At 65.0% G+C, this 20,350-nt stretch carries 16 protein-coding genes; all 16 read right to left on the reverse strand.

The features are described from left to right. Window positions 1-62: 62 nt before the first annotated feature. Window positions 63-908 carry a 3-deoxy-8-phosphooctulonate synthase gene (gene kdsA, locus ABFA30_RS17835; RefSeq protein WP_225787350.1) on the reverse strand — a complete coding sequence of 282 codons (846 nt, stop codon included), beginning with the start codon at window positions 906-908 and terminating at the stop codon, window positions 63-65. Window positions 909-911: 3 nt separating this feature from the next. Next, the gene (locus tag ABFA30_RS17840; protein ID WP_225787349.1) at window positions 912-2,540 is read right to left on the reverse strand and encodes a CTP synthase; all 1,629 of its coding nucleotides are present in this window, start codon (window positions 2,538-2,540) and stop codon (window positions 912-914) included. Window positions 2,541-2,809: 269 nt separating this feature from the next. Continuing rightward, the gene (gene tilS, locus ABFA30_RS17845) at window positions 2,810-4,105 is read right to left on the reverse strand and encodes a tRNA lysidine(34) synthetase TilS (protein ID WP_253102040.1); all 1,296 of its coding nucleotides are present in this window, start codon (window positions 4,103-4,105) and stop codon (window positions 2,810-2,812) included. Between the two features lie 235 nt (window positions 4,106-4,340). Then, a complete protein-coding gene (locus ABFA30_RS17850) occupies window positions 4,341-5,288 on the reverse strand; it encodes an acetyl-CoA carboxylase carboxyltransferase subunit alpha (RefSeq protein WP_225787347.1) in 948 nt (315 codons plus the stop codon). A gap of 105 nt (window positions 5,289-5,393) precedes the next feature. Then, the gene (gene dnaE, locus ABFA30_RS17855; RefSeq protein ID WP_225787346.1) at window positions 5,394-8,918 is read right to left on the reverse strand and encodes a DNA polymerase III subunit alpha; all 3,525 of its coding nucleotides are present in this window, start codon (window positions 8,916-8,918) and stop codon (window positions 5,394-5,396) included. A gap of 129 nt (window positions 8,919-9,047) precedes the next feature. Next, complete coding sequence (rnhB, locus tag ABFA30_RS17860; RefSeq protein WP_225787345.1) at window positions 9,048-9,677, reverse strand: ribonuclease HII; 630 nt, start codon at window positions 9,675-9,677, stop codon at window positions 9,048-9,050. Window position 9,678: 1 nt separating this feature from the next. Beyond that, window positions 9,679-10,806: a lipid-A-disaccharide synthase gene (gene lpxB / locus ABFA30_RS17865; RefSeq protein WP_225787344.1), complete on the reverse strand. Its 1,128-nt coding sequence runs from the start codon at window positions 10,804-10,806 to the stop codon at window positions 9,679-9,681. 1 nt (window position 10,807) lies between these two features. Continuing rightward, entirely contained in the window at window positions 10,808-11,584 is a 777-nt protein-coding gene (gene lpxA / locus ABFA30_RS17870) for an acyl-ACP--UDP-N-acetylglucosamine O-acyltransferase (protein ID WP_225787343.1), read from the reverse strand. Beyond that, on the reverse strand, window positions 11,581-12,021 hold the full coding sequence (fabZ, locus tag ABFA30_RS17875) for a 3-hydroxyacyl-ACP dehydratase FabZ (RefSeq protein WP_225787342.1): 441 nt from the start codon (window positions 12,019-12,021) through the stop codon (window positions 11,581-11,583). The genes lpxA and fabZ overlap by 4 nt, the downstream gene beginning before the upstream one ends. A gap of 113 nt (window positions 12,022-12,134) precedes the next feature. Next, window positions 12,135-13,190, reverse strand: coding sequence for a UDP-3-O-(3-hydroxymyristoyl)glucosamine N-acyltransferase (gene lpxD / locus ABFA30_RS17880; RefSeq protein ID WP_225787341.1), 1,056 nt, complete (start codon window positions 13,188-13,190; stop codon window positions 12,135-12,137). Window position 13,191: 1 nt separating this feature from the next. Next, window positions 13,192-13,695: an OmpH family outer membrane protein gene (locus ABFA30_RS17885; protein WP_225787340.1), complete on the reverse strand. Its 504-nt coding sequence runs from the start codon at window positions 13,693-13,695 to the stop codon at window positions 13,192-13,194. 44 nt (window positions 13,696-13,739) lie between these two features. Further along, a complete protein-coding gene (gene bamA / locus ABFA30_RS17890) occupies window positions 13,740-16,088 on the reverse strand; it encodes an outer membrane protein assembly factor BamA (RefSeq protein WP_253079938.1) in 2,349 nt (782 codons plus the stop codon). Window positions 16,089-16,164: 76 nt separating this feature from the next. Beyond that, a complete protein-coding gene (gene rseP, locus ABFA30_RS17895; protein WP_225787338.1) occupies window positions 16,165-17,505 on the reverse strand; it encodes an RIP metalloprotease RseP in 1,341 nt (446 codons plus the stop codon). 84 nt (window positions 17,506-17,589) lie between these two features. Then, complete coding sequence (gene ispC, locus ABFA30_RS17900) at window positions 17,590-18,780, reverse strand: 1-deoxy-D-xylulose-5-phosphate reductoisomerase (RefSeq protein ID WP_410045764.1); 1,191 nt, start codon at window positions 18,778-18,780, stop codon at window positions 17,590-17,592. Beyond that, on the reverse strand, window positions 18,777-19,592 hold the full coding sequence (locus tag ABFA30_RS17905) for a phosphatidate cytidylyltransferase (RefSeq protein WP_225787336.1): 816 nt from the start codon (window positions 19,590-19,592) through the stop codon (window positions 18,777-18,779). Before ABFA30_RS17905 ends, ispC begins: the two co-directional genes overlap by 4 nt. Further along, on the reverse strand, window positions 19,592-20,347 hold the full coding sequence (gene uppS / locus ABFA30_RS17910) for a polyprenyl diphosphate synthase (RefSeq protein ID WP_225787335.1): 756 nt from the start codon (window positions 20,345-20,347) through the stop codon (window positions 19,592-19,594). The genes ABFA30_RS17905 and uppS overlap by 1 nt, the downstream gene beginning before the upstream one ends. Window positions 20,348-20,350: the final 3 nt, after the last annotated feature.

A 20,350-nucleotide genomic window follows, 5' to 3' on the forward strand; every position in this document is an offset into this window, starting at 1 on the left:
AGGCGACCCCTGACTCATCGGTCAGGGGTGGAACGTGCGGTACTTTACCGGAGAAATGGGCTTTACGCGGTTTCTACCGTCGGAAAACTTTTCACCAGGTCGTCCAGTTGCTTGAGCTGGGCCAGGAACGGCTCCAGCTTGTCCAGGCGCAGGGCGCAGGGACCATCGCACTTGGCGTTATCCGGGTCCGGGTGGGCTTCGAGGAACAGGCCCGCCAGGCCCTGGCTCATGCCAGCCTTGGCCAGGTCGGTGACCTGGGCGCGGCGCCCGCCGGCGGAGTCGGTGCGACCGCCCGGCATCTGCAAGGCGTGGGTCACGTCGAAGAACACCGGGTATTCGAACTGCTTCATGAGGCCGAAGCCGAGCATGTCCACCACAAGGTTGTTGTAGCCGAAGCTCGAACCACGCTCGCAGAGGATCAACTGGTCGTTGCCGGCCTCCACGCACTTGTCCAGGATGTGCTTCATTTCCTGGGGCGCGAGGAACTGTGCCTTCTTGATGTTGATCACCGCGCCGGTCTTGGCCATGGCCACGACCAGGTCGGTCTGGCGCGACAGGAAGGCCGGCAGCTGGATGATGTCGCAGACCTTGGCGACGGGCTCGGCCTGGTAGGGCTCGTGCACGTCGGTGATCACCGGCACCTTGAAGGTCTGCTTGATCTCCTCGAAGATCTTCAGCCCTTCTTCCATGCCCGGGCCACGGAAGGATTTGACCGACGAACGGTTGGCCTTGTCGAAGCTGGCCTTGAACACGTACGGGATGCCGAGCTTCTCGGTCACCCGCACGTATTCCTCGCAGACCTTCAGGGCCAGATCACGGGACTCCAGGACGTTCATGCCGCCGAACAGGACGAACGGCTTGTCGTTGGCGATCTCGATGTTACCGACGCGAATGATCTTCTGGGTCATGGATCAGGCCTTGTTCTTCTGTGCCAGGGCCGCCTTGACGAAGCCACTGAACAGCGGATGGCCGTCACGCGGGGTCGAGGTGAACTCCGGGTGGAACTGGCAGGCGACGAACCAAGGGTGGTCCTTGGATTCGACCACTTCGACCAGGGCACCGTCGCCGGAGCGGCCGGACACCAGCAGGCCAGCGTCGATCATCTGCGGCAGCAGGGTGTTGTTGACCTCGTAGCGGTGGCGGTGGCGTTCGACGATCACGTCCTTGCCATAGCATTCATGGACCTTGGAGCCACCGACGATCTGGCACTCCTGGGCACCCAGGCGCATGGTGCCGCCCAGGTCGGAGGCTTCGGTACGGGTCTCGACGGCACCGGTGGCATCGGCCCACTCGGTGATCAGGCCGACCACCGGATGGCCGCTGTTGCGGTCGAACTCGGTGGAATTGGCGTCTTTCCAGCCCATGACGTTGCGGGCGAACTCGATGACCGCGACCTGCATGCCCAGGCAGATGCCCAGGTACGGCACCTTGTTCTCGCGGGCGTACTGCACCGCGGTGATCTTGCCTTCCACGCCGCGCAGGCCGAAACCGCCAGGCACGAGAATGGCGTCGGCGCCCTCGAGCAGGCTGGTGCCCTGGTTCTCGATGTCTTCGGAGTCGATGTAGCGCAGGTTGACCTTGGTGCGGTTCTGGATACCGGCGTGGCTCATCGCCTCGATTAGCGACTTGTAGGCATCCAGCAGTTCCATGTACTTGCCGACCATGGCGATGGTGACTTCATGCTCGGGGTTGAGCTTGGCGTCCACCACCTTGTCCCACTCGGACAGGTCGGCGCTGCCGCACTGCAGGCCGAAGCGCTCGACCACGAAGTCGTCCAGGCCCTGGGCATGCAGCACGCCCGGGATCTTGTAGATGGTATCGACGTCCTGCAGGGAGATCACCGCACGCTCTTCGACGTTGGTGAACAGGGCGATCTTGCGGCGCGACGAGGCGTCGACCGGGTGGTCGGAACGGCAGATCAGCACGTCCGGCTGCAGGCCGATGGAGCGCAGTTCCTTGACCGAGTGCTGGGTCGGCTTGGTCTTGGTCTCGCCAGCGGTGGCGATGTACGGCACCAGGGTCAGGTGCATCAGCATGGCGCGCTTGGAGCCCACTTCGACGCGCAACTGGCGGATCGCCTCGAGGAACGGCTGCGACTCGATGTCGCCGACGGTGCCGCCGATTTCCACCAGGGCCACGTCGGCATCGCCGGCGCCCTTGATGATGCGGCGCTTGATCTCGTCGGTGATGTGCGGGATGACCTGGATGGTCGCGCCCAGGTAGTCACCACGGCGCTCCTTGCGCAGCACGTGCTCGTAGATACGGCCGGTGGTGAAGTTGTTGTTCTGGGTCATGGTGGTGCGGATGAACCGCTCGTAGTGGCCCAGGTCGAGGTCGGTCTCGGCGCCATCGTGGGTGACGAACACCTCGCCGTGCTGGAACGGGCTCATGGTGCCGGGGTCGACGTTGATGTACGGGTCCAGCTTGAGCATGGTGACCTTGAGCCCCCGCGCCTCCAGGATGGCCGCCAAGGAAGCCGAGGCAATGCCTTTCCCCAATGAAGAAACAACACCGCCCGTGACGAATATGTAGCGCGTCATGAAAAACCCTAGAAGTCTGCGTTAAAGCGGCCAGCGCCGCCGGAGAAAGCGAAGGAAGGCCGAAGCCCCCGATCACCTGCGTCAATCACAGTGCATCTCGAAAAACTGCCGCGTCTGTACAGACCGGGGGCATCCCCGGCATGGAGCTCGCTCGTCATTTTAAGAATCAGCCCAGCAAAAAACTGCTTGGTAATCGGCAACTCCCGTGTTTTCGATGAACCCACAGAAGCTGTATCAAGAAGGGAGGGTAGTCTACCCGAATGTACCCTTCAGCTCAAACCTTGCACGTTCGTCGGCGGCTGCCAGCACAGGCGCACCGCGCCCTGCCCCGGCAAGGGCAGGTTGGCCAGCGCCAGCAGGCGCTCGCCCTGGTACAGCAGCGGCAGGCGCGGGCGCACGAAGTGAGGTACCTGCAGCTCGTTGAGCAGGCGCTTGAGGTCTCGTCGGCCACGGCCAGGCAGGTCGAGCACCTCGCCGCCCTGACGATAGGCGATGGACAATTCGCCAGGCGGGGCCTCGCCTGCCAGGTGCACGCTGCCGTTGCCGGGCAGCGGCAGCACCCCACCAGGATCGTCCCAACCATGCCGGCCCTGCACCGGCGCCAGCCAGGCGCCGCTCAACCACCAGATGCGGCCGTGGCTACGCTGCACCACCCCGTCGGCCAGGCACCATAGCGGCTGGCCGTCCGCCGCAGCGTCACGCAGGCACTCCCAGCCGGCCCAGTGCCGGCTGTCGGGCAGGCGTGTGCGGCTGCTCAGCCAGTACTGCAGGGCATTACGCTGGCGTGCGGGTGACAATGCTGCCAGCGTGGCCAGGTCGAGGGAGTCCAGGCCGAGCCAGGCGAATGGCGCCTGGCCGTGGGCCGCCACCAGGTCGGCGGCGGCCAGGTCGTCCAGCAGACCCAGCGCTTCGCCCAGGTGCTCGGCCGTGCGCGCCAGATTGGCGGCGGCCTGGGGCCAGCGCTGGCGCAGCAGCGGGAAGACCTCGCCACGCAGGTAGTTGCGGGCGAAGGCGGTGTCGGCGTTCGAAGGGTCCTCGATCCATGACAGCCCCCGTGTTCCGGCATATTCAAGCAACGCGGCCCGCGTCACCGCCAGCAGCGGCCTGGCCAACCTGCCCTGCCCCAGCGGCCGCTGCACAGGCATGGCCGCCAGCCCGCGCAGGCCGGCACCGCGTAGCAGGCGAAACAGCAGCGTCTCGGCCTGGTCTTCGCGGTGCTGGCCAGTGAACAGCACCTCGCCCGGCCCCAGTATTGCGGCGAAGGCGGCATAGCGGGCATCGCGGGCGGCCTGCTCGAGGCTGGCGCCAGGGGCGACCTGGACGCGGATCACCTTCAGTTCGATACCCAGGGCGGCGCAGATTGCCTGGCAATGCCCCGGCCAATCGTTGGCGGCGGGCTGCAGGCCATGGTGGACGTGCACGGCACGCAGCGGTGGCGCGTCATGGGTACGGCGGTAGTCGGCCAGCAAGTGCAGCAAGACGGTGGAGTCGAGGCCGCCGGAGAAGGCGACGCACCAGGCAGGGGCATTGAGCCAGGGAGAGAGGGAAGCGGTAAGGTCGATCATGAAGGCCTCGCACGTGAGCGGGGTAGCCCCATTACGCTGCCATTGGGGGCCGCTTCGCCCCTCGCCGGCAAGCCGGCTCCCACAGGGGCCAGCGGTGTTCAAACATCACCTGCCTGGCAGAAGCGCTTGTGGGCGCTTGGGGTTCACACATCGAGTGCCGGGCAGAGGATTCTGTGGGAGCCGGCTTGCCGGCGAGGGGCTGCAAAGCAGCCCCAGTGCCGCTCGACGGCTGGCCTTAGACGCCGTAGCTCATCAGGCGCTCGTACCGGCGCTCCAGCAGGGCGTCGTAGTCGAACTTGCCGAGCATGTCCAACTGCTCGACCAAATCGGCGCGGATGCTCTCGGACATCTTCGCCGGGTCGCGGTGGGCACCGCCCAGCGGCTCGTTGATGACTTTGTCGACGATGTTCAGGCTCTTCAGGCGCTCGGCGGTGATGCCCATGGCCTCGGCAGCATCGGCAGCCTTGTCGGCGGTCTTCCACAGGATCGAGGCGCAGCCTTCCGGCGAGATCACCGAGTAGGTGGAGTACTGCAGCATGTTCAGCTGGTCGCACACACCGATGGCCAGCGCGCCGCCCGAGCCACCTTCACCGATCACGGTGGCGATGATCGGGGTCTTCAGGCGCGCCATCACGCGCAGGTTCCAGGCGATGGCCTCGCTCTGGTTGCGCTCCTCGGCGTCGATGCCCGGGTAGGCGCCCGGCGTGTCGATGAAGGTGAGGATCGGCATCTTGAAGCGCTCGGCCATTTCCATCAGGCGGCAGGCCTTGCGGTAGCCTTCCGGACGCGGCATACCGAAGTTGCGGCGCACCTTCTCGCGCACTTCACGGCCCTTCTGGTGGCCGATGACCATCACCGGCTTGCCATCCAGGCGCGCGGTACCCCCGACGATCGCGGCGTCGTCGGCGAAATGACGGTCGCCGTGCAGCTCTTCGAACTCGGTGAAGATGTGCTGGATGTAGTCCAGGGTATAGGGGCGGCGTGGGTGACGGGCCAGGCGGGCGATCTGCCAGCTGGTCAGGTTGCCGAAGATGCTTTCGGTGAGGGTGCTGCTCTTGTCTTGCAGACGGGCAATTTCATCGCTGATGTTCAGCGAGTTGTCGTTGCCCACCAGGCGCAGCTCTTCGATCTTGGCTTGCAGGTCGGCAATCGGCTGTTCGAAATCCAGGAAATTCGGGTTCATAGGCATCCGTCTTGGGTCTACGGCCAGGCGGCCGGCCGGTTGATCCGTTTGGCGCCCTACCTTAAGGGATCAGGCGCATTCAGGTCGAGATTAAAATTGGTCGATTCAGCGGTATTGCAGGAAGACGTTCTCACGCCCGAACTGGTCACGCAGGGCCTGGATCAGGCCATCGGCCGGGTCGATCGACCACTCGTCGCCGAATTGCAGCATGGCCCGCGCATCGCTGCCGGTGTACTCCAGGGTGATCGGGCAGCCCCCGCGATGGCGGGTGATCAACTCGCCGAGCCAGGCCAGGCGATCGCCCTTGAGGGCATCATGGGCCACCTTCAGGCGCAGGCTCTCGGCCAGCTTGGTGCGAGCGTCCTCCATGGTCATCACTTGCTTGACCCGCAGGCGCAGGCCACCGGAGAAATCGTCGTGGCTGACCTCGCCCTCCACCACCACCATGGCGTCGGTCTGCAGCAGCGCCTGGGCGGCCATGAAGGCATCGGCGAACAGCGAGGCCTCGATGCGCCCCGAACGGTCGTCGAGGGTGATGAAGCCCATCTTGTCGCCCTTCTTGTTCTTCATCACCCGCAGGGCAATGATCATCCCCGCCACCGTCTGGGTGTCACGCGACGGCTTGAGGTCGACGATGCGCTGGCGGGCGAAACGGCGGATCTCGCCCTCGTACTCGTCGATCGGGTGGCCGGTCAGGTACAGGCCAAGGGTATCCTTCTCGCCACGCAGGCGTTCCTTGAGGGTCAGCTCGCGGACCTTGCGGTGGTTGGCATAGACATCGGCGTCCTCCTCGACGAACAACCCGCCGAACAGGTCGGCGTGACCACTGTCGGCGGTGCGAGCGGTCTGCTCGGCGGCCTTGATCGCCTCTTCCAGGGCCGAAAGCAGCACCGCGCGGTTGCGGTCGATATTGGCCTGGTAGGCCTTGAGCTCGTCGTGGAAGTACGGGCCCAGGCGATCCAGCGCACCGCTGCGGATCAAGGCATCGAGGGTACGCTTGTTGATGCGCTTGAGGTCGACCCGCTCGCAGAAGTCGAACAGGTCCTTGAACGGCCCGCCCTCGGCACGCGCCTCGACGATGGCCTCCACCGGCCCCTCGCCGACGCCCTTGATCGCACCCAGGCCATAGACGATGCGGCCATCGTCGTTGACCGTGAACTTGAAGTCGGAGCTGTTCACATCCGGCGCGTCCAGGCGCAGCTTCATGCTGCGCACTTCCTCGATCAGCACCACCACCTTGTCGGTGTTGTGCATATCCGCCGACAGGACCGCCGCCATGAACGGCGCCGGGTAGTGCGTCTTGAGCCAGGCGGTCTGGTAGGAGACCAGTCCGTAGGCGGCCGAGTGCGACTTGTTGAAACCATAGCCGGCGAACTTTTCCACCAAGTCGAAGATGTTGCCCGCCAGCTCGGCATCGATGCCGTTCTGCGCGCAGCCCTCGATGAAGCCACCGCGCTGCTTGGCCATCTCCTCGGGTTTCTTCTTACCCATCGCCCGGCGCAGCATGTCGGCGCCACCGAGGGTATAGCCAGCCATCACCTGGGCGATCTGCATCACCTGTTCCTGGTACAGGATGATGCCGTAGGTCGGTGCCAACACCGGCTTGAGGCCGTCGTACTGGTAGTCCGGGTGCGGGTAGGCGAGCTCGGCGCGGCCGTGCTTGCGGTTGATGAAGTCGTCCACCATGCCCGACTGCAGCGGGCCGGGGCGGAACAGCGCCACCAGTGCGATGAGGTCTTCCAGGCAGTCGGGCTTGAGCTTCTTGATCAGCTCCTTCATGCCACGGGATTCGAGCTGGAACACCGCCGTGGTCTCGGCCTTCTGCAGCAGGTCGTAGGTCTTCTTGTCATCCAGCGGGATGAAGTCGATGTTGACCTCGGGCAGGTTCTTGCGCGCCTGGTCGCGGTTGATGGTCTCCATCGCCCACTTGATGATGGTCAGGGTTCGCAGGCCGAGGAAGTCGAACTTCACCAGGCCCGCGGCCTCCACGTCGTCCTTGTCGAACTGGGTCACCAGGCCGCCGCCCTCTTCGTCACAGGCGATCGGCGAGAAGTCGGTCAGTTTGGTCGGCGCGATCACCACGCCACCGGCGTGCTTGCCGGTACCCCGGGTGACGCCCTCGAGCTTGAGGGCCATGTCCCAGATCTCACGGGCGTCCTCGTCGCTCTTGAGGAAGTCGCGGAGCATCTCTTCCTGCTCGTAGGCCTTCTCCAGGGTCATGCCGACCTCGAAGGGGATCATCTTCGACAGGCGGTCGGCCAGGCCGTAGGACTTGCCCTGGACCCGCGCCACGTCGCGCACAACCGCCTTGGCGGCCATGGTGCCGAAGGTGATGATCTGGCTCACCGCATTGCGCCCGTAGGCCTCGGCCACGTAGTCGATCACCCGGTCGCGGCCGTCCATGCAGAAGTCGACGTCGAAGTCGGGCATGGAAATACGTTCAGGGTTGAGGAAGCGCTCGAACAGCAGGTCGTAGGCCAACGGATCGAGGTCGGTGATCTTCAGCACGTAGGCCACCAGCGAACCGGCACCCGAACCCCGGCCGGGGCCGACCGGTACGCCGTTGTTCTTGGCCCACTTGATGAAGTCCATAACGATCAGGAAGTAACCGGGGAAGCCCATCTGGATGATGATGTCCAGTTCGAACTTCAGGCGGTCCAGGTAGACCTGGCGCTTCTCTTCGTAGTTGGGCGTGGTCTCCTTGGGCCAGAGCACCGCCAGGCGCTCCTCCAGGCCTTCGTGGGCGACGTGGCGCAAGTAGTCGTCGATGCCCATGCCGTTGGGCGTGGGGAAGTCGGGGAGGAAGTACTTGCCCAGCTGTACCTGGATGTTGCAGCGCTTGGCGATCTCCACGGTGTTGGCGATCGCGTCCGGCAGGTCGCTGAACAGCTCGGCCATTTCCTCCGCGCTCTTGAGGTACTGCTGATCGCTGTACAGGCGCGGGCGACGCGGATCGTCCAGGGTCCAGCCCTCGCCGATGCAGACGCGGGTCTCGTGGGCGTCGAAGTCCGACTGCTTGATGAAACGTACGTCGTTGGTCGCCACCAGCGGCGCGCCGAGGCGATCGGCCAGGGCCACGGCGGCATGCACGTATTCCTCGTCGCCCGCGCGGTTGGTGCGCTGCAGCTCGACGTAGAAGCGCTCGGGGAACATGCCCATCCAATCGCGCAGCAGGGCTTCGGCCTCGTCGATCTTGCCCGCCAGCAGGGCCATGCCGATGTCGCCTTCGCGGGCTGCGGACAGGCCGATCAGCCCTTCGCTGGCCGGGGCGATCCACTCGCGCTGGATGACCACCAGACCGTTGCGCTGGCCTTCGACCCAGCCACGGGAGATCAGCTCGGTGAGGTTGCGATACCCCTTGGGGTTCATGGCCAGGAAGCAGATGCGCGAGAGCGGTGCCTCCGGGTCGGTGCCAGCCAGCCACAGGTCGGCACCGCAGATCGGCTTGATGCCGGCCCCCATGGCGGTCTTGTAGAACTTCACCAGCGAGCACATGTTGCTCTGGTCGGTGATCGCCACCGCCGGCATGTTCATCCCGGCCAGGGCCTTGGCCAGCGGCTTGATCCGCACCAGGCCGTCGACCAGCGAGAATTCGGAGTGCACACGAAGATGAACGAAGGAAACCGGCATGGATGATCCTGTGGCAGTGCGGAACGACAAGGGCGGGATTGTAACCCAACAGCCGGTCGAGTGAGTGTCGGGGGCAGGTAATTAGGCAGTGCGCACGGGCTTTTCGGGGGATGGCAATCTTGGGGCCAATCAAGGCTCGAGCAGAGACCCGGTGATACCGTCGCGGGCTTCCCAGGCTGCGCGCACCGGTGCGAAGGAGCGCCGGTGGATCGGCGTCGGCCCGAGCCGCGCCAGGGCTTCCAGGTGCACCGGCGTGGGATAGCCCTTGTGTCCGCCAATACCATAGCCAGGGTAGATCAGCTCGAAGGCGCTCATTTCCCGGTCACGGGTGACCTTGGCCAGGATCGAGGCAGCGGCGATGGCCGGGACCTTGGCATCGCCCTGGACCACTGGCGCAGCCGGCACGGCCAGTTTTGGGCAGCGGTTGCCATCGATCAACGCCAGCTTCGGCGTGATGCTCAGGCCCTCCACCGCGCGCTGCATGGCCAGCATGGTCGCGTGGAGGATATTCAGGCGGTCGATTTCCTCGACCTCGGCACGGGCGATACAAAATGCCAGGGCCTTTTCGCAGATCTCGTCGAACAGCACCTCACGCTTGGCTTCGGTGAGTTTCTTCGAATCGTTCAGGCCGAGGATCGGCCTGTGCGGGTCGAGGATCACCGCAGCGGTGACCACCGCTCCGCACAGCGGGCCACGGCCGACTTCGTCGACACCGGCGACCAGCTCCTCGACCAGGTTGAAATCCAGTCCCATTTGCATCCTATCGGGCTCCCAGCAAGCTCAACACCGCATCGGCCGCCTGGTTGGAGGCGTCGCGACGCAAGGTACGGTGGATCTGGTCGAAGTGTTCGGTCTGCTGGCTGCCGTCGGTGATCAGCGGCGCCAGGGCCTGGGCGAGGGCTTCGCTGGTGGCGGCGTCCTGCAGCAACTCCGGCACCAGCAAGCGCTGGGCCAGCAGGTTGGGCAGCGACACGTAGGGGCTGCGCACCATGCGCTTGAGAATCCAGAAGGTCAACGGCGCCAGGCGATAGGCGACCACCATCGGCCGCTTGTACAGCAAGGCTTCGAGGGTCGCGGTACCGGAGGCGATCAGCACCGCATCGCAAGCCGCCAGGGCCTGGTGCGACTGGCCGTCGAGCAGGGTCAGCGGCAGGTCGCGGCCTTGCAGCATCTGTTCGAGCTGGGCACGTCGCGCCGGATTGGCGCACGGTGAAACGAAACGCACGTCCGGCACCCGTTCGCGCAGGCGCTGGGCGGTGTCGAGGAACAGTTCCCCCAGGCGCCCCACCTCGCCGCCCCGGCTACCGGGCATGAGCGCCACCAAGGGGCCGTCGCCGAACCCGAGCGCGGCTCGGGCAGCCTGGCGGTCGGCCTCCAGCGGTATGGTGTCGGCCAGCGGATGGCCGACGAAACGCACCGGCACACCCTGCTCTTCGTAGAACTTCGCCTCGAACGGGAGCAGGGTGAGCATCAGGTCGCAGCCTTCGCGAATCTTCAGCACACGCTTCTGCCGCCAGGCCCAGACCGATGGGCTGACGTAGTGCACGGTCTTGATCCCGGCCTGGCGCAGCTTCAGTTCGATGTTGAGCGTGAAGTCCGGCGCATCGATGCCGATGAACACGTCCGGTTTCTCGGCAATCAGGGTCTGGATCAGCGCCTTGCGCCGCTTGAGCAGCTCGCGCAGGCGCCCCAGCACCTCGACCAACCCCATGACCGCCAGGCGCTCCATGGGGAAGTAGGAAACCAGACCCTCGGCCTCCATCAACGGGCCACCCACGCCAATGAAGCGTACGTCGGGATGGCGCGCCTTGAGCGCGCGCATCAGGCCGGAACCGAGAATGTCGCCGCTGGCCTCGCCCGCGACCAGCGCTACGCAGAGTTGGGCCATGTCAGCGCGTGATGCCGCGGGCGGAGCCGAGGATCGACTGGCGGAACAGCTCGACCTCCGGGAACTGGCCGGCCAGCTCCTCCAGTTCCTTGAGCGCCTCTTCCACGGTCAGGCCCTGGCGATAGACGATCTTGTAGGCGCGGCGCAGGGCGTGGATCACCTCGTCGCTGAAGCCACGACGGCGCATGCCTTCGAAGTTCATGCTGCGCGCCTCGGCCGGGCTGCCGAACACGGTGACGAAGGCCGGGACGTCCTTGCCGATCGCCGTGCCCATGCCGGAGAAAGCGTGGGCACCGATATGGCAGTACTGGTGCACCAGGGTATAGCCAGACAGGATCGCCCAGTCGCCCACATGCACGTGCCCGGCCAACGCCGTGTTATTGACCAGGATGCAGTGGTTGCCGATGACGCTGTCATGCCCGATATGGGCATAGGCCATGATCAGGTTGTGATCGCCAAGGGTGGTTTCCGAGCGATCCTGGATGGTGCCCCGGTGAATGGTCACGCCTTCGCGGATCACATTGTGATCACCGATCACCAGGCGCGTCGGCTCGCCCTTGTACTTGAGATCGGGGGTGTCTTCACCGATGGAGGAAAACTGGAAAATGCGGTTGTGCCTGCCGATCCGGGTCGGCCCCTTGAGCACCACGTGCGGACCGATGACGGTGCCCTCCCCGATTTCCACATCGGGGCCAATGATCGACCAAGGGCCCACCTCGACGCCGTCGGCCAGCCTGGCCGCAGGGTCGATGATCGCCCGAGGATCAATCGAACTCATAGTTCACGTTCCGCGCAGATAATCTCCGCCGAGCAGACCTGCTTGCCATCGACGGTGGCCTGGCACTCGAACTTCCAGATCGAACGCTTGCGGCTGAGGAACTTGGCCTCGAGGATCAACTGGTCGCCCGGCAGCACAGGCTGGCGGAAGCGCAGGTTGTCCGAGCCGACGAAGTAATAAAGGGTACCGTCCGCCGGCTTGGCATCGAGCATCTTGAAACCGAGAATCCCGGCCGCCTGGGCCATCGCCTCGATGATCAGCACGCCCGGCATGATTGGGTGCGCGGGAAAATGGCCATTGAAGAACGGCTCATTGATGCTGACATTCTTGTAGGCACGAATGCTCTGGGCCTCGAAGTCCAGGTCCGTCACCCGGTCCACCAGCAGGAACGGGTAACGGTGAGGCAGGTATTCGCGAATCTCGTTGATGTCCATCATTTCGGGGGGAAGCCTGTAGTAAGAATAGGGAGCGCAGGTGCTGACCACACGCTCCTTTTACAATCCAAAGAGGAGCCAGCTAGCGACGGTTCACTCTTGCTCAGGGAATGGTATCAGCCTTCTGATGCCGGCTGACCACCTGAGGTCACGGTATCGACACGTTTTTCCAGCTGCTGGAGACGCTTGGACATCTCGTCCAACTGGCGAATACGCGCGGCGCTCTTGCGCCATTCGGCCAAGGGTTGCATGGCCGTGCCGGAGGAATAGGCGCCCGGTTCGGTGATCGAACGGGTCACCATGGTCATCCCGGAAACGAATACGTTATCGCAAACATCGATATGACCGACCATGCCGACACCGCCAGCGATGGTGCAATGCTTGCCGATGCGGGTGCTGCCGGAGATCCCCACGCAGGCCGCCATGGCGGTGTGCTCGCCGATCTGCACGTTGTGGGCGATCTGGATCTGGTTGTCCAGTTTGACCCCATCGCTGATCCGCGTGTCCGACAGCGCACCACGGTCGACGGCGGTGTTCACGCCGATCTCCACGTCGTCGCCGATGGTCACCCCGCCGATCTGGGCGATCTTGCGCCAGATGCCCTTCTCGTTGGCGAAGCCGAAGCCCTCGCCACCGATCACCGCACCCGACTGGATCACCACGCGCTTGCCGATGGTCACGTCGTGGTACAGGGTTACCCGCGGCGCCAGCCAGCCACCTTCGCCGATCACGCAGCGCGCACCGACGAAGCAGTGGGCACCGATGGTCACGTTGGCGGCGATCCGCGCGCCGGCCTCGATCACCGCGAACGGGCCGATGCTGGCACTGGCGTCCACCTGTGCATCCTCGGCCACCACGGCGCTGGGATGAATACCCGCCACAGCCTTGGGCTTGGGATCGAACAGGTGGGAAATGCGCGCGTAGGCCAGGTACGGGTCGGCGACGATCAGGGCATTGCCGGCAAAGCCTTCGGCATCCGCGGCCTTGAGCAGCACCGCGGCGGCCTGGCTGTTGTCCAGGTACTTGCGATACTGCGGGTTGGCCAGGAAACTCAATTGCCCGGGCCCGGCCTCCTGCAAGGTGGCCAGCCCGGTGATCTGCAGCCCCTCGGGCCCCTTGAGGGTGGCCCCGAGGGCCTCGGCCAGTTGGCCAAGCGTCATGGTCACGGTCATATCAACGAGCTTGGTTCATACGCTCGATGACTTGGCGGGTGATGTCGTACTGCGGCTTGACATCGATCACCGCACCACGCTCGAGCACCAGGTCGTAGCCACCACGCTTGATGACCTCCTCGACGGCGCCGTCGAGCTTGGGCTTGAGTTGCTTGAGCATGTCGCGGTCGGCGACGGCCTTGGCTTCGTTCAGCTCCTTGGACTGGAACTGGAAGTCACGGGCCTTCTGCTTGAATTCGAGTTCCAGGCGCTCGCGCTCCTGCTGGGGCATCTTGTCGCCACCCTTGATCAGGCGGTCCTGGATGCCCTTGGCGCTGCTTTCCAGATTCTTCAGCTTGGTCAGCTGCGGGCCGAACTTCTTCTCGGCATCGACCGCGTACTTCTTCGCCGCGTCCGATTCGAGCAGTGCCATCTGGTAGTTCAGCACGGCGATCTTCATTTCGGCGAAAGCCGGGGTGGCGACCAGCGCCGCGGCCAAGATGGCCAGTTGAGTCAACTTACGCACGATGCACTCCTGGATAAACCGTTTTCGTTGAGCGAGGGCCGACCTCAGAAGGTCTGGCCCAGAGAGAATTGGAACACCTGGGTATCGGCATCGTCCGGCTTCTTGACCGGCATCGCCAGGCTGAAGCTCAGCGGGCCCAGCGCAGTGATCCAGGTGACGCCCAGGCCAACCGAGCTGGCCATGCCCGAGAAGCCGACCTTCTCGCAGTCCGGCTTGCTGCCGCAGTTGGTGTCGAACACGTTACCGACGTCCCAGAACACCGAGGTACGCAGCGAACGCTGGTCCTTGACGAACGGCAGCGGGAACAGCAGCTCGACACCACCCTGGACGAGGACGTTGCCACCGAACGGCAGCGGGTCCTGGTCCGGGTCGCGGATGGTACCGGGGTTGTTGCCCTGGCTCGGGGTACTGCGAGGGCCCAGGCTGCTGTCCTTGAAGCCACGGACAGAGTTGAAGCCACCGGCATAGTAGTTCTCGTAGAACGGCAGGCCCGAGGTACCACCGAAACCATCACCATAGCCCAGTTCGGTGTGCAGGCGCAGGGTGTAGTCGTTGGTGATCGGCTTGAACAGCTGGCCACGGTAGTCGAGCTTGTAGAACGACAGGTCGCTGCCCGGCACGGTGGTTTCCAGGGTCAGGCTCTGGGAATGACCACGGGTCGCCAGCACGCCCTTGTTCAGGGTGGACTCGGACCAGCCCACCGACGCCTTGAAGTTCAGGAAGCTGTCGCCCTCCTCCTCGAGGAAGTCGAAGATCTCGTCGACGGTGTAGCGGCCGGTCTTGATCTCGTCCCGCTGCACGGAAAGGCCGTAGGTCAGGCGCGAGGTCTCGCTGATCGGGTAGCCGATGCTGACACCGGCGCCCAGGCTGTCCACCGCATAGCTGGCCACGTCGACGTCGAGGTCGTCGTAGTCGGTGCTGCGGTAGAAGGCGTTGTAGCCCAGGCTGACGCCATCGGCGGTCCAGTAGGGGTCGACGAAGCCGAAGTTGTAGCGGGTCTGGTACTCGCTACGGGTCAGGCCGATGGAGACCTTGTTACCGGTCCCCAGGAAGTTGCTCTGGCTGATCGAGCCACCCAGGATCAGCCCCGCGCTCTGGGCGAAACCGACGCTGGCGGTGATCGAGCCGGAGGCCTGCTCCTCGACGCTGTAGTTGACGTCGACCTGGTCGTCGGTGCCCGGCACCGGCGGGGTCTCGACGTTGACTTCCTTGAAGAAGCCCAGGCGCTCCAGACGGGTCTTGGACTGGTCGATCAGGTAGGTCGAGGCCCAGCCGCCCTCCATCTGGCGCATCTCGCGACGCAGCACTTCGTCTTCGGTCTTGGTGTTGCCGCGGTAGTTGATGCGGTTGACGTAGGCGCGCTTGCCCGGGTCGACCACGAACATGATGTCGACGGTATGGTCTTCGTCGTTGGGTTGCGGCACGCCGTTGACGTTGGCGAAGGTATAGCCCTCGTTGCCCAGGCGACGGGTGATCAGGTCGGAGGTGGTGGTCATCACCTTGCGCGAGAACACCTGGCCCGGCTGCACCAGCAGCAACGACCGGACCTGGTCTTCCGGTACCTTGAGGTCGCCGGAGAGCTTCACGTCGCGAACGGTGTACTTCTCGCCTTCGTTGATGTTGACGGTGATGTAGACGTGCTTCTTGTCCGGGGTGATGGACACCTGGGTCGAGGCGATGTCCATGTTGATGTAGCCGCGGTCCAGGTAGTAGGAACGCAGGCGCTCCAGGTCACCGGAGAGCTTCTCGCGGGCGTACTTGTCATCGTTCTTGAAGAACGACAGCCAGTTGGTGGTCTTGAGCTCGAAGAGCTGGGTCAGGTCTTCGTCGCTGAAGACGGTGTTGCCCACCACGTTGATGTGCTGGATGGCGGCGACGGTGCCTTCGTTGATCTTGATCTTCAGGCCGACCCGGTTGCGCGGTTGCGGCACCACCTCGGCGTCGACCTCCGCCGAATAGCGGCCCTGGGCCACGTACTGGCGCTGCAGCTCGTTACGCACACCCTCGAGGGTGGCCCGCTGGAAGATCTCGCCCTCGGCCAGGCCCGACTGCTTCAGGCCCTTCATCAGGTCTTCGGTGCTGATGGCCTTGTTGCCCTCGATCTCGATGCTCGAGACCGACGGACGTTCGACCACGTTGATGATCAGGACATTGCCGTCGCGGCTCAGCTGGATGTCCTGGAAGAAGCCGGTCTTGAACAGCGAGCGGGTGGATTCCACCAGACGCCGATCGTCGACCTGGTCGCCCACGTTCAGTGGCAGGGCCCCGAACACGCTGCCTGCGGAAACCCGCTGCAGACCATTGACACGAATATCGGAGATGGTGAAGGACTCGGCGTGAACTTCAGCGATCATCAGTGCGGAGAGGACCGCAGTTAGCAGCAGACGTTTCATGAAGTCCTTTTATTCCAACTGGCAATAAACAACCCGCCGCGAGTGGGGCGGCAGGTTCGCAATTGAGCGAAGCTTTTTATAGTCGACCCAGATCGTTGATCAGGGCGAGCAACATCACCCCAATGACTAAACTGATACCGATCTGGACCCCCCAACCTTGCACCCGATCCGAGAGCGGACGACCGCGCGCCCACTCGATCAGGTAGAACAGCAAATGCCCCCCATCCAGTACTGGGATGGGCAGCAGGTTAAGAACCCCCAGGCTTATGCTCAGGTAGGCCAGGAAATTCAGGAAATCCCCCACGCCCGACTGGGCTGAAGCGCCCGCCACTTTAGCAATGGTTATCGGTCCGCTCAAGTTTTTTACCGAGAGCTCCCCGAACAGCATTTTCTTCAGCGATTCGAGGGTCAGGACGCTCATGCTCCAGGTTCGCGACAGGCCCTCGCCCACCGCTTCCAGGGGGCCATAGCTGACTTCGCGAAGCATGCTGGCGGGCCATTCGACGCCCTTGACACCTGCCCCCAGGTAGCCACCCTCGCCCTGCCGGGCCAGGGTGACCGGGACCTCCAGCTGCGCCCCGTCACGCTCCACGCGCAGCAGCACCTTGGCCTCTGGACGGGCACGCACGCCGTCGACCACCTGCTGCCAGTCGCTCAGCGCGACCCCGTCCAGGGCCAACAATTTGTCGCCACTCTTGAGCCCGGCGGCGGCAGCCGGCCCCTTGGGATCGATCTGCGCCAGCACCGGCGTCACCGCCGGGCGCCAGGGGCGCAAGCCGAGGGAGCGGATCGGGTCGGGCTCGTCGACGCCCTTGAGCCATTGATCCAGGCGGATATCGTGCTGGCGCTCGACCGAGCCGCCCTCGTCACGCACACCGACCCGCAGGGTCCCGCTCTCGCCCAGGCGACGAACCAGCTGCAGGTTGACCGCCGACCAGCCATTGGTCGGCTTGCCGTCGACGGAGACGACTTCCTGACCGGCGGCCAGGCCGGCGGATGCCGCCAGGCTGCCCGACTCGACCGCGCCGATCACCGGACGGACCTGCTGGGTGCCGAGCATGGCCAGGAGCCAGAAGAACAGGATGGCCAGGAGGAAGTTGGCGATGGGGCCGGCCGCGACGATAGCGATGCGCTGGCGCACCGGCTTGCGGTTGAAGGACTGCTCCGCCAATGCCGGCGGCACGTCGCCCTCGCGCTCGTCGAGCATCTTGACGTAGCCACCCAGGGGAATCGCCGCGACCACGAACTCGGTGCCATGACGGTCGTGCCAGCGCAGCAGTGGCGTGCCGAAGCCCACGGAGAAGCGCAGCACCTTGACGCCACAACGCCTGGCCACCCAGAAGTGGCCGAATTCATGGAAAGTGACCAATACACCCAAGGCAATCAGGGTGCCGATAATCATGTAGAGCGCTGTCATATCTATCTCCAAATGACGTTCAGCCCAGCCCTGGACCTTGTACGAAAAGTGCCGGAGCGGCGACTTTTCGTACAAATCTCACCATCAGCGACCGTGGCGCCTCAGCCATTCCCGGGAAAGCTCCCGGGCGCGCTGGTCGGCGGCGAACACCGCGTCCAGCGACGGCAACGGCACCACGGACTCCTGGTCGAGCACCTGTTCGATCATACCCGCGATCTCCGGGAAGCGGATACGCCGCTGGAGAAATGCCTCCACCGCCACTTCGTTGGCCGCATTGAGTACCGCCGGGGCGCTGTTGCCGGCCTCGGCAGCCTGGCGCGCCAGGCGCAGGCAGGGGAAGCGCTGTTCGTCGGGCGCCTGGAAATCCAGGCGGGCGATGGCGAACAGGTCCAGCGGCGCGACCCCGGAATCGATCCGCTCGGGCCAGGCCAGGGCATTGGCGATCGGCGTGCGCATGTCCGGGTTGCCCAGCTGGGCGAGCACCGAACCATCCACGTAGTCCACCAGGGAGTGGATCACACTCTGCGGGTGCACCACCACTTCCACCTTGTCCGGCGCGGCATCGAACAGCCAGCAGGCCTCGATCAGCTCCAGGCCCTTGTTCATCATGCTCGCCGAGTCGACCGAGATCTTCCGCCCCATGGACCAATTGGGGTGAGCGCAGGCCTGCTCCGGCGTGACGTTCGCCAGGGCGGCTGCCGGCGTCTCGCGGAACGGCCCGCCCGAGGCGGTCAGCAGGATGCGCCGCACACCCACCGGGGCCAAGCCACGGGCGTAGTCGCCTGGCAGGCACTGGAAGATCGCGTTGTGCTCGCTGTCGATCGGCAGCAGCACGGCACCACTGCGCCGCACCGCCCCCATGAACAGCGCACCGGACATCACCAGGGCTTCCTTGTTGGCCAGCAGCACCTTCTTGCCCGCCTCGACGGCCGCCAGGGTCGGGCGCAGGCCCGCGGCACCGACGATGGCCGCCATCACCGCGTCCACTTCGGCCGCGCGGGCCACCTGGCACAACCCCGCCTCCCCTTCCAGCACCTCGGTGGCGTAGCCGGCCGCGGCCAACCCCTCGCGCAGGCGCGTGGCGGCCTCGGCGCTCGGCACCACGGCATAGGCCGGGCGGTGCCGCTCGCACAGCGCCAGCAACTGGTCGAGACGGGAATAGCCACTCAGGGCGAACACCTGGTAGCGCTCAGGATGACGGGCGATGACATCCAGGGTGCTCAGGCCAATGGAGCCGGTCGCCCCCAGCACGGTAATGCGTTGCGCGCGACTCACATCACACCCCACTCGGCCGCCCAGAGCAGCACGGCGAACATCGGGATCGCCGCGGTCAGGCTGTCGATGCGGTCGAGCACGCCGCCATGGCCGGGCAGCAGGTTGCTGCTGTCCTTGATGCCTTCGCGGCGTTTGAACATGCTCTCGGTCAGGTCACCGATCACCGAGGACATCACCACGACCACGGCGCCCAGCAGGCCCAGCAGCAACTGACCGATACCCCAGTCGCGGGCCAGGCCCACGCCCAGGGCGATCAGCAGGCTGACCGCCAGGCCGCCATAGACCCCTTCCCAGCTCTTGCCAGGGCTGACCTGTGGCGCCAGCTTGCGCTTGCCGAACGCGCGTCCCGAGAAGTAGGCGCCGATATCGGCGGCCCAGACCAGCACCATGACCGCCAGGATCAGCCCGTTGCCCAGCGGCCAGTGCTTGAGCAGCACCAGGCCCTGCCAGGCCGGCAGTAGCACCAGCAGGCCGATCAGCAGGCGACAGGCAGCGCTGGCCCACAGCTCGCTACTGCGTGGGTAGGTGAGCACCAGCCAGGTGGCCAGCCCCCACCAGATCACCGAGGCGCCAAGCACCCAGGGCGCAAGGTCCGGCATCAGGTAAAGCAGCATCAGCGCCCCGGCGACCACCGCGGCATAGGCCAGGCGCAACGGCTGGGCCACGAGCCCCGCCAGGCGCGCCCACTCCCAGGCGCCGACGGTCACCACGAAGCCGATGAACAAGGCGAAATCCCCGCCGTGGAGCAGGAAGAATCCACCCAGCGCGATCGGCAGCAGGATCAGCGCAGTAATGATGCGTTGTTTAAGCATTAAGCACGAGCTCCAGCCTCGACCTGCTCGCTGGTCTTACCGAAGCGGCGCTGGCGCGAAGCGAAATCGGCCAGGGCGTTGCGCATGGCCTCGTGTTTGAAGTCCGGCCAGTACAGGTCGGAGAAGTACAGCTCGGCATAGGCCAACTGCCACAGCAGGAAGTTGCTGATGCGATGCTCGCCCCCGGTACGGATGCACAGGTCGGGCAACGGCAGGTCGCCGGTGGCCAGGCAGGTTTGCAGCAGCCCCGGGGTGATGTCGTCCGGACGCAGGTGGCCAGCCTGGACTTCCCGCGCCAGGCGTTGGGCGGCCTGGGCGATGTCCCACTGGCCACCGTAGTTGGCGGCGATCTGCAGGATGAAGCGATCGTTGCCGGCGGTCAGGGCCTCGGCCTCGCGCATGGCGGCCTGCAGCTCAGGGTGGAAGCGCGTGCGGTCACCGATGATGCGCAGGCTGATGCGGTTCTCGTTGAGGCGCTTGGCCTCGCGGCGCAAGGCCGAGAAGAACAGCTCCATCAGGGCACCGACCTCCTCGGCCGGGCGCTGCCAGTTCTCGCTGGAGAAGGCGAACAGGGTCAGCACCTCGACCCCCGCCTCGGCACAGACTTCGATCACCGCGCGCACGGCGTCCACGCCAGCCTTGTGCCCGGCGACGCCGGGCAGCAGGCGCTTCTTCGCCCAGCGGTTGTTACCGTCCATGATGATCGCGACGTGACGCGGCACCGAAGGCGATGCCGCTGGCTTGGTCTTTTCCATGAA

Source organism: Pseudomonas sp. HLMP (genome assembly GCF_046365545.1).
GTDB classification, from domain to species: domain Bacteria; phylum Pseudomonadota; class Gammaproteobacteria; order Pseudomonadales; family Pseudomonadaceae; genus Aquipseudomonas; species Aquipseudomonas guariconensis_B.

Coding starts and splice junctions, on each gene's coding strand:
- ABFA30_RS17840 (WP_225787349.1), bottom strand. CDS start 2,540: ATGACGCGCTACATATTCGTCACGGGCGGTGTTGTTTCTTCATTGGGG.
- ABFA30_RS17850 (WP_225787347.1), bottom strand. CDS start 5,288: ATGAACCCGAATTTCCTGGATTTCGAACAGCCGATTGCCGACCTGCAA.
- rnhB (WP_225787345.1), bottom strand. CDS start 9,677: ATGCAAATGGGACTGGATTTCAACCTGGTCGAGGAGCTGGTCGCCGGT.
- kdsA (WP_225787350.1), bottom strand. CDS start 908: ATGACCCAGAAGATCATTCGCGTCGGTAACATCGAGATCGCCAACGAC.
- bamA (WP_253079938.1), bottom strand. CDS start 16,088: ATGAAACGTCTGCTGCTAACTGCGGTCCTCTCCGCACTGATGATCGCT.
- lpxA (WP_225787343.1), bottom strand. CDS start 11,584: ATGAGTTCGATTGATCCTCGGGCGATCATCGACCCTGCGGCCAGGCTG.
- lpxB (WP_225787344.1), bottom strand. CDS start 10,806: ATGGCCCAACTCTGCGTAGCGCTGGTCGCGGGCGAGGCCAGCGGCGAC.
- ABFA30_RS17905 (WP_225787336.1), bottom strand. CDS start 19,592: ATGCTTAAACAACGCATCATTACTGCGCTGATCCTGCTGCCGATCGCG.
- uppS (WP_225787335.1), bottom strand. CDS start 20,347: ATGGAAAAGACCAAGCCAGCGGCATCGCCTTCGGTGCCGCGTCACGTC.
- rseP (WP_225787338.1), bottom strand. CDS start 17,505: ATGACAGCGCTCTACATGATTATCGGCACCCTGATTGCCTTGGGTGTA.
- lpxD (WP_225787341.1), bottom strand. CDS start 13,190: ATGACCGTGACCATGACGCTTGGCCAACTGGCCGAGGCCCTCGGGGCC.
- tilS (WP_253102040.1), bottom strand. CDS start 4,105: ATGATCGACCTTACCGCTTCCCTCTCTCCCTGGCTCAATGCCCCTGCC.
- dnaE (WP_225787346.1), bottom strand. CDS start 8,918: ATGCCGGTTTCCTTCGTTCATCTTCGTGTGCACTCCGAATTCTCGCTG.
- fabZ (WP_225787342.1), bottom strand. CDS start 12,021: ATGATGGACATCAACGAGATTCGCGAATACCTGCCTCACCGTTACCCG.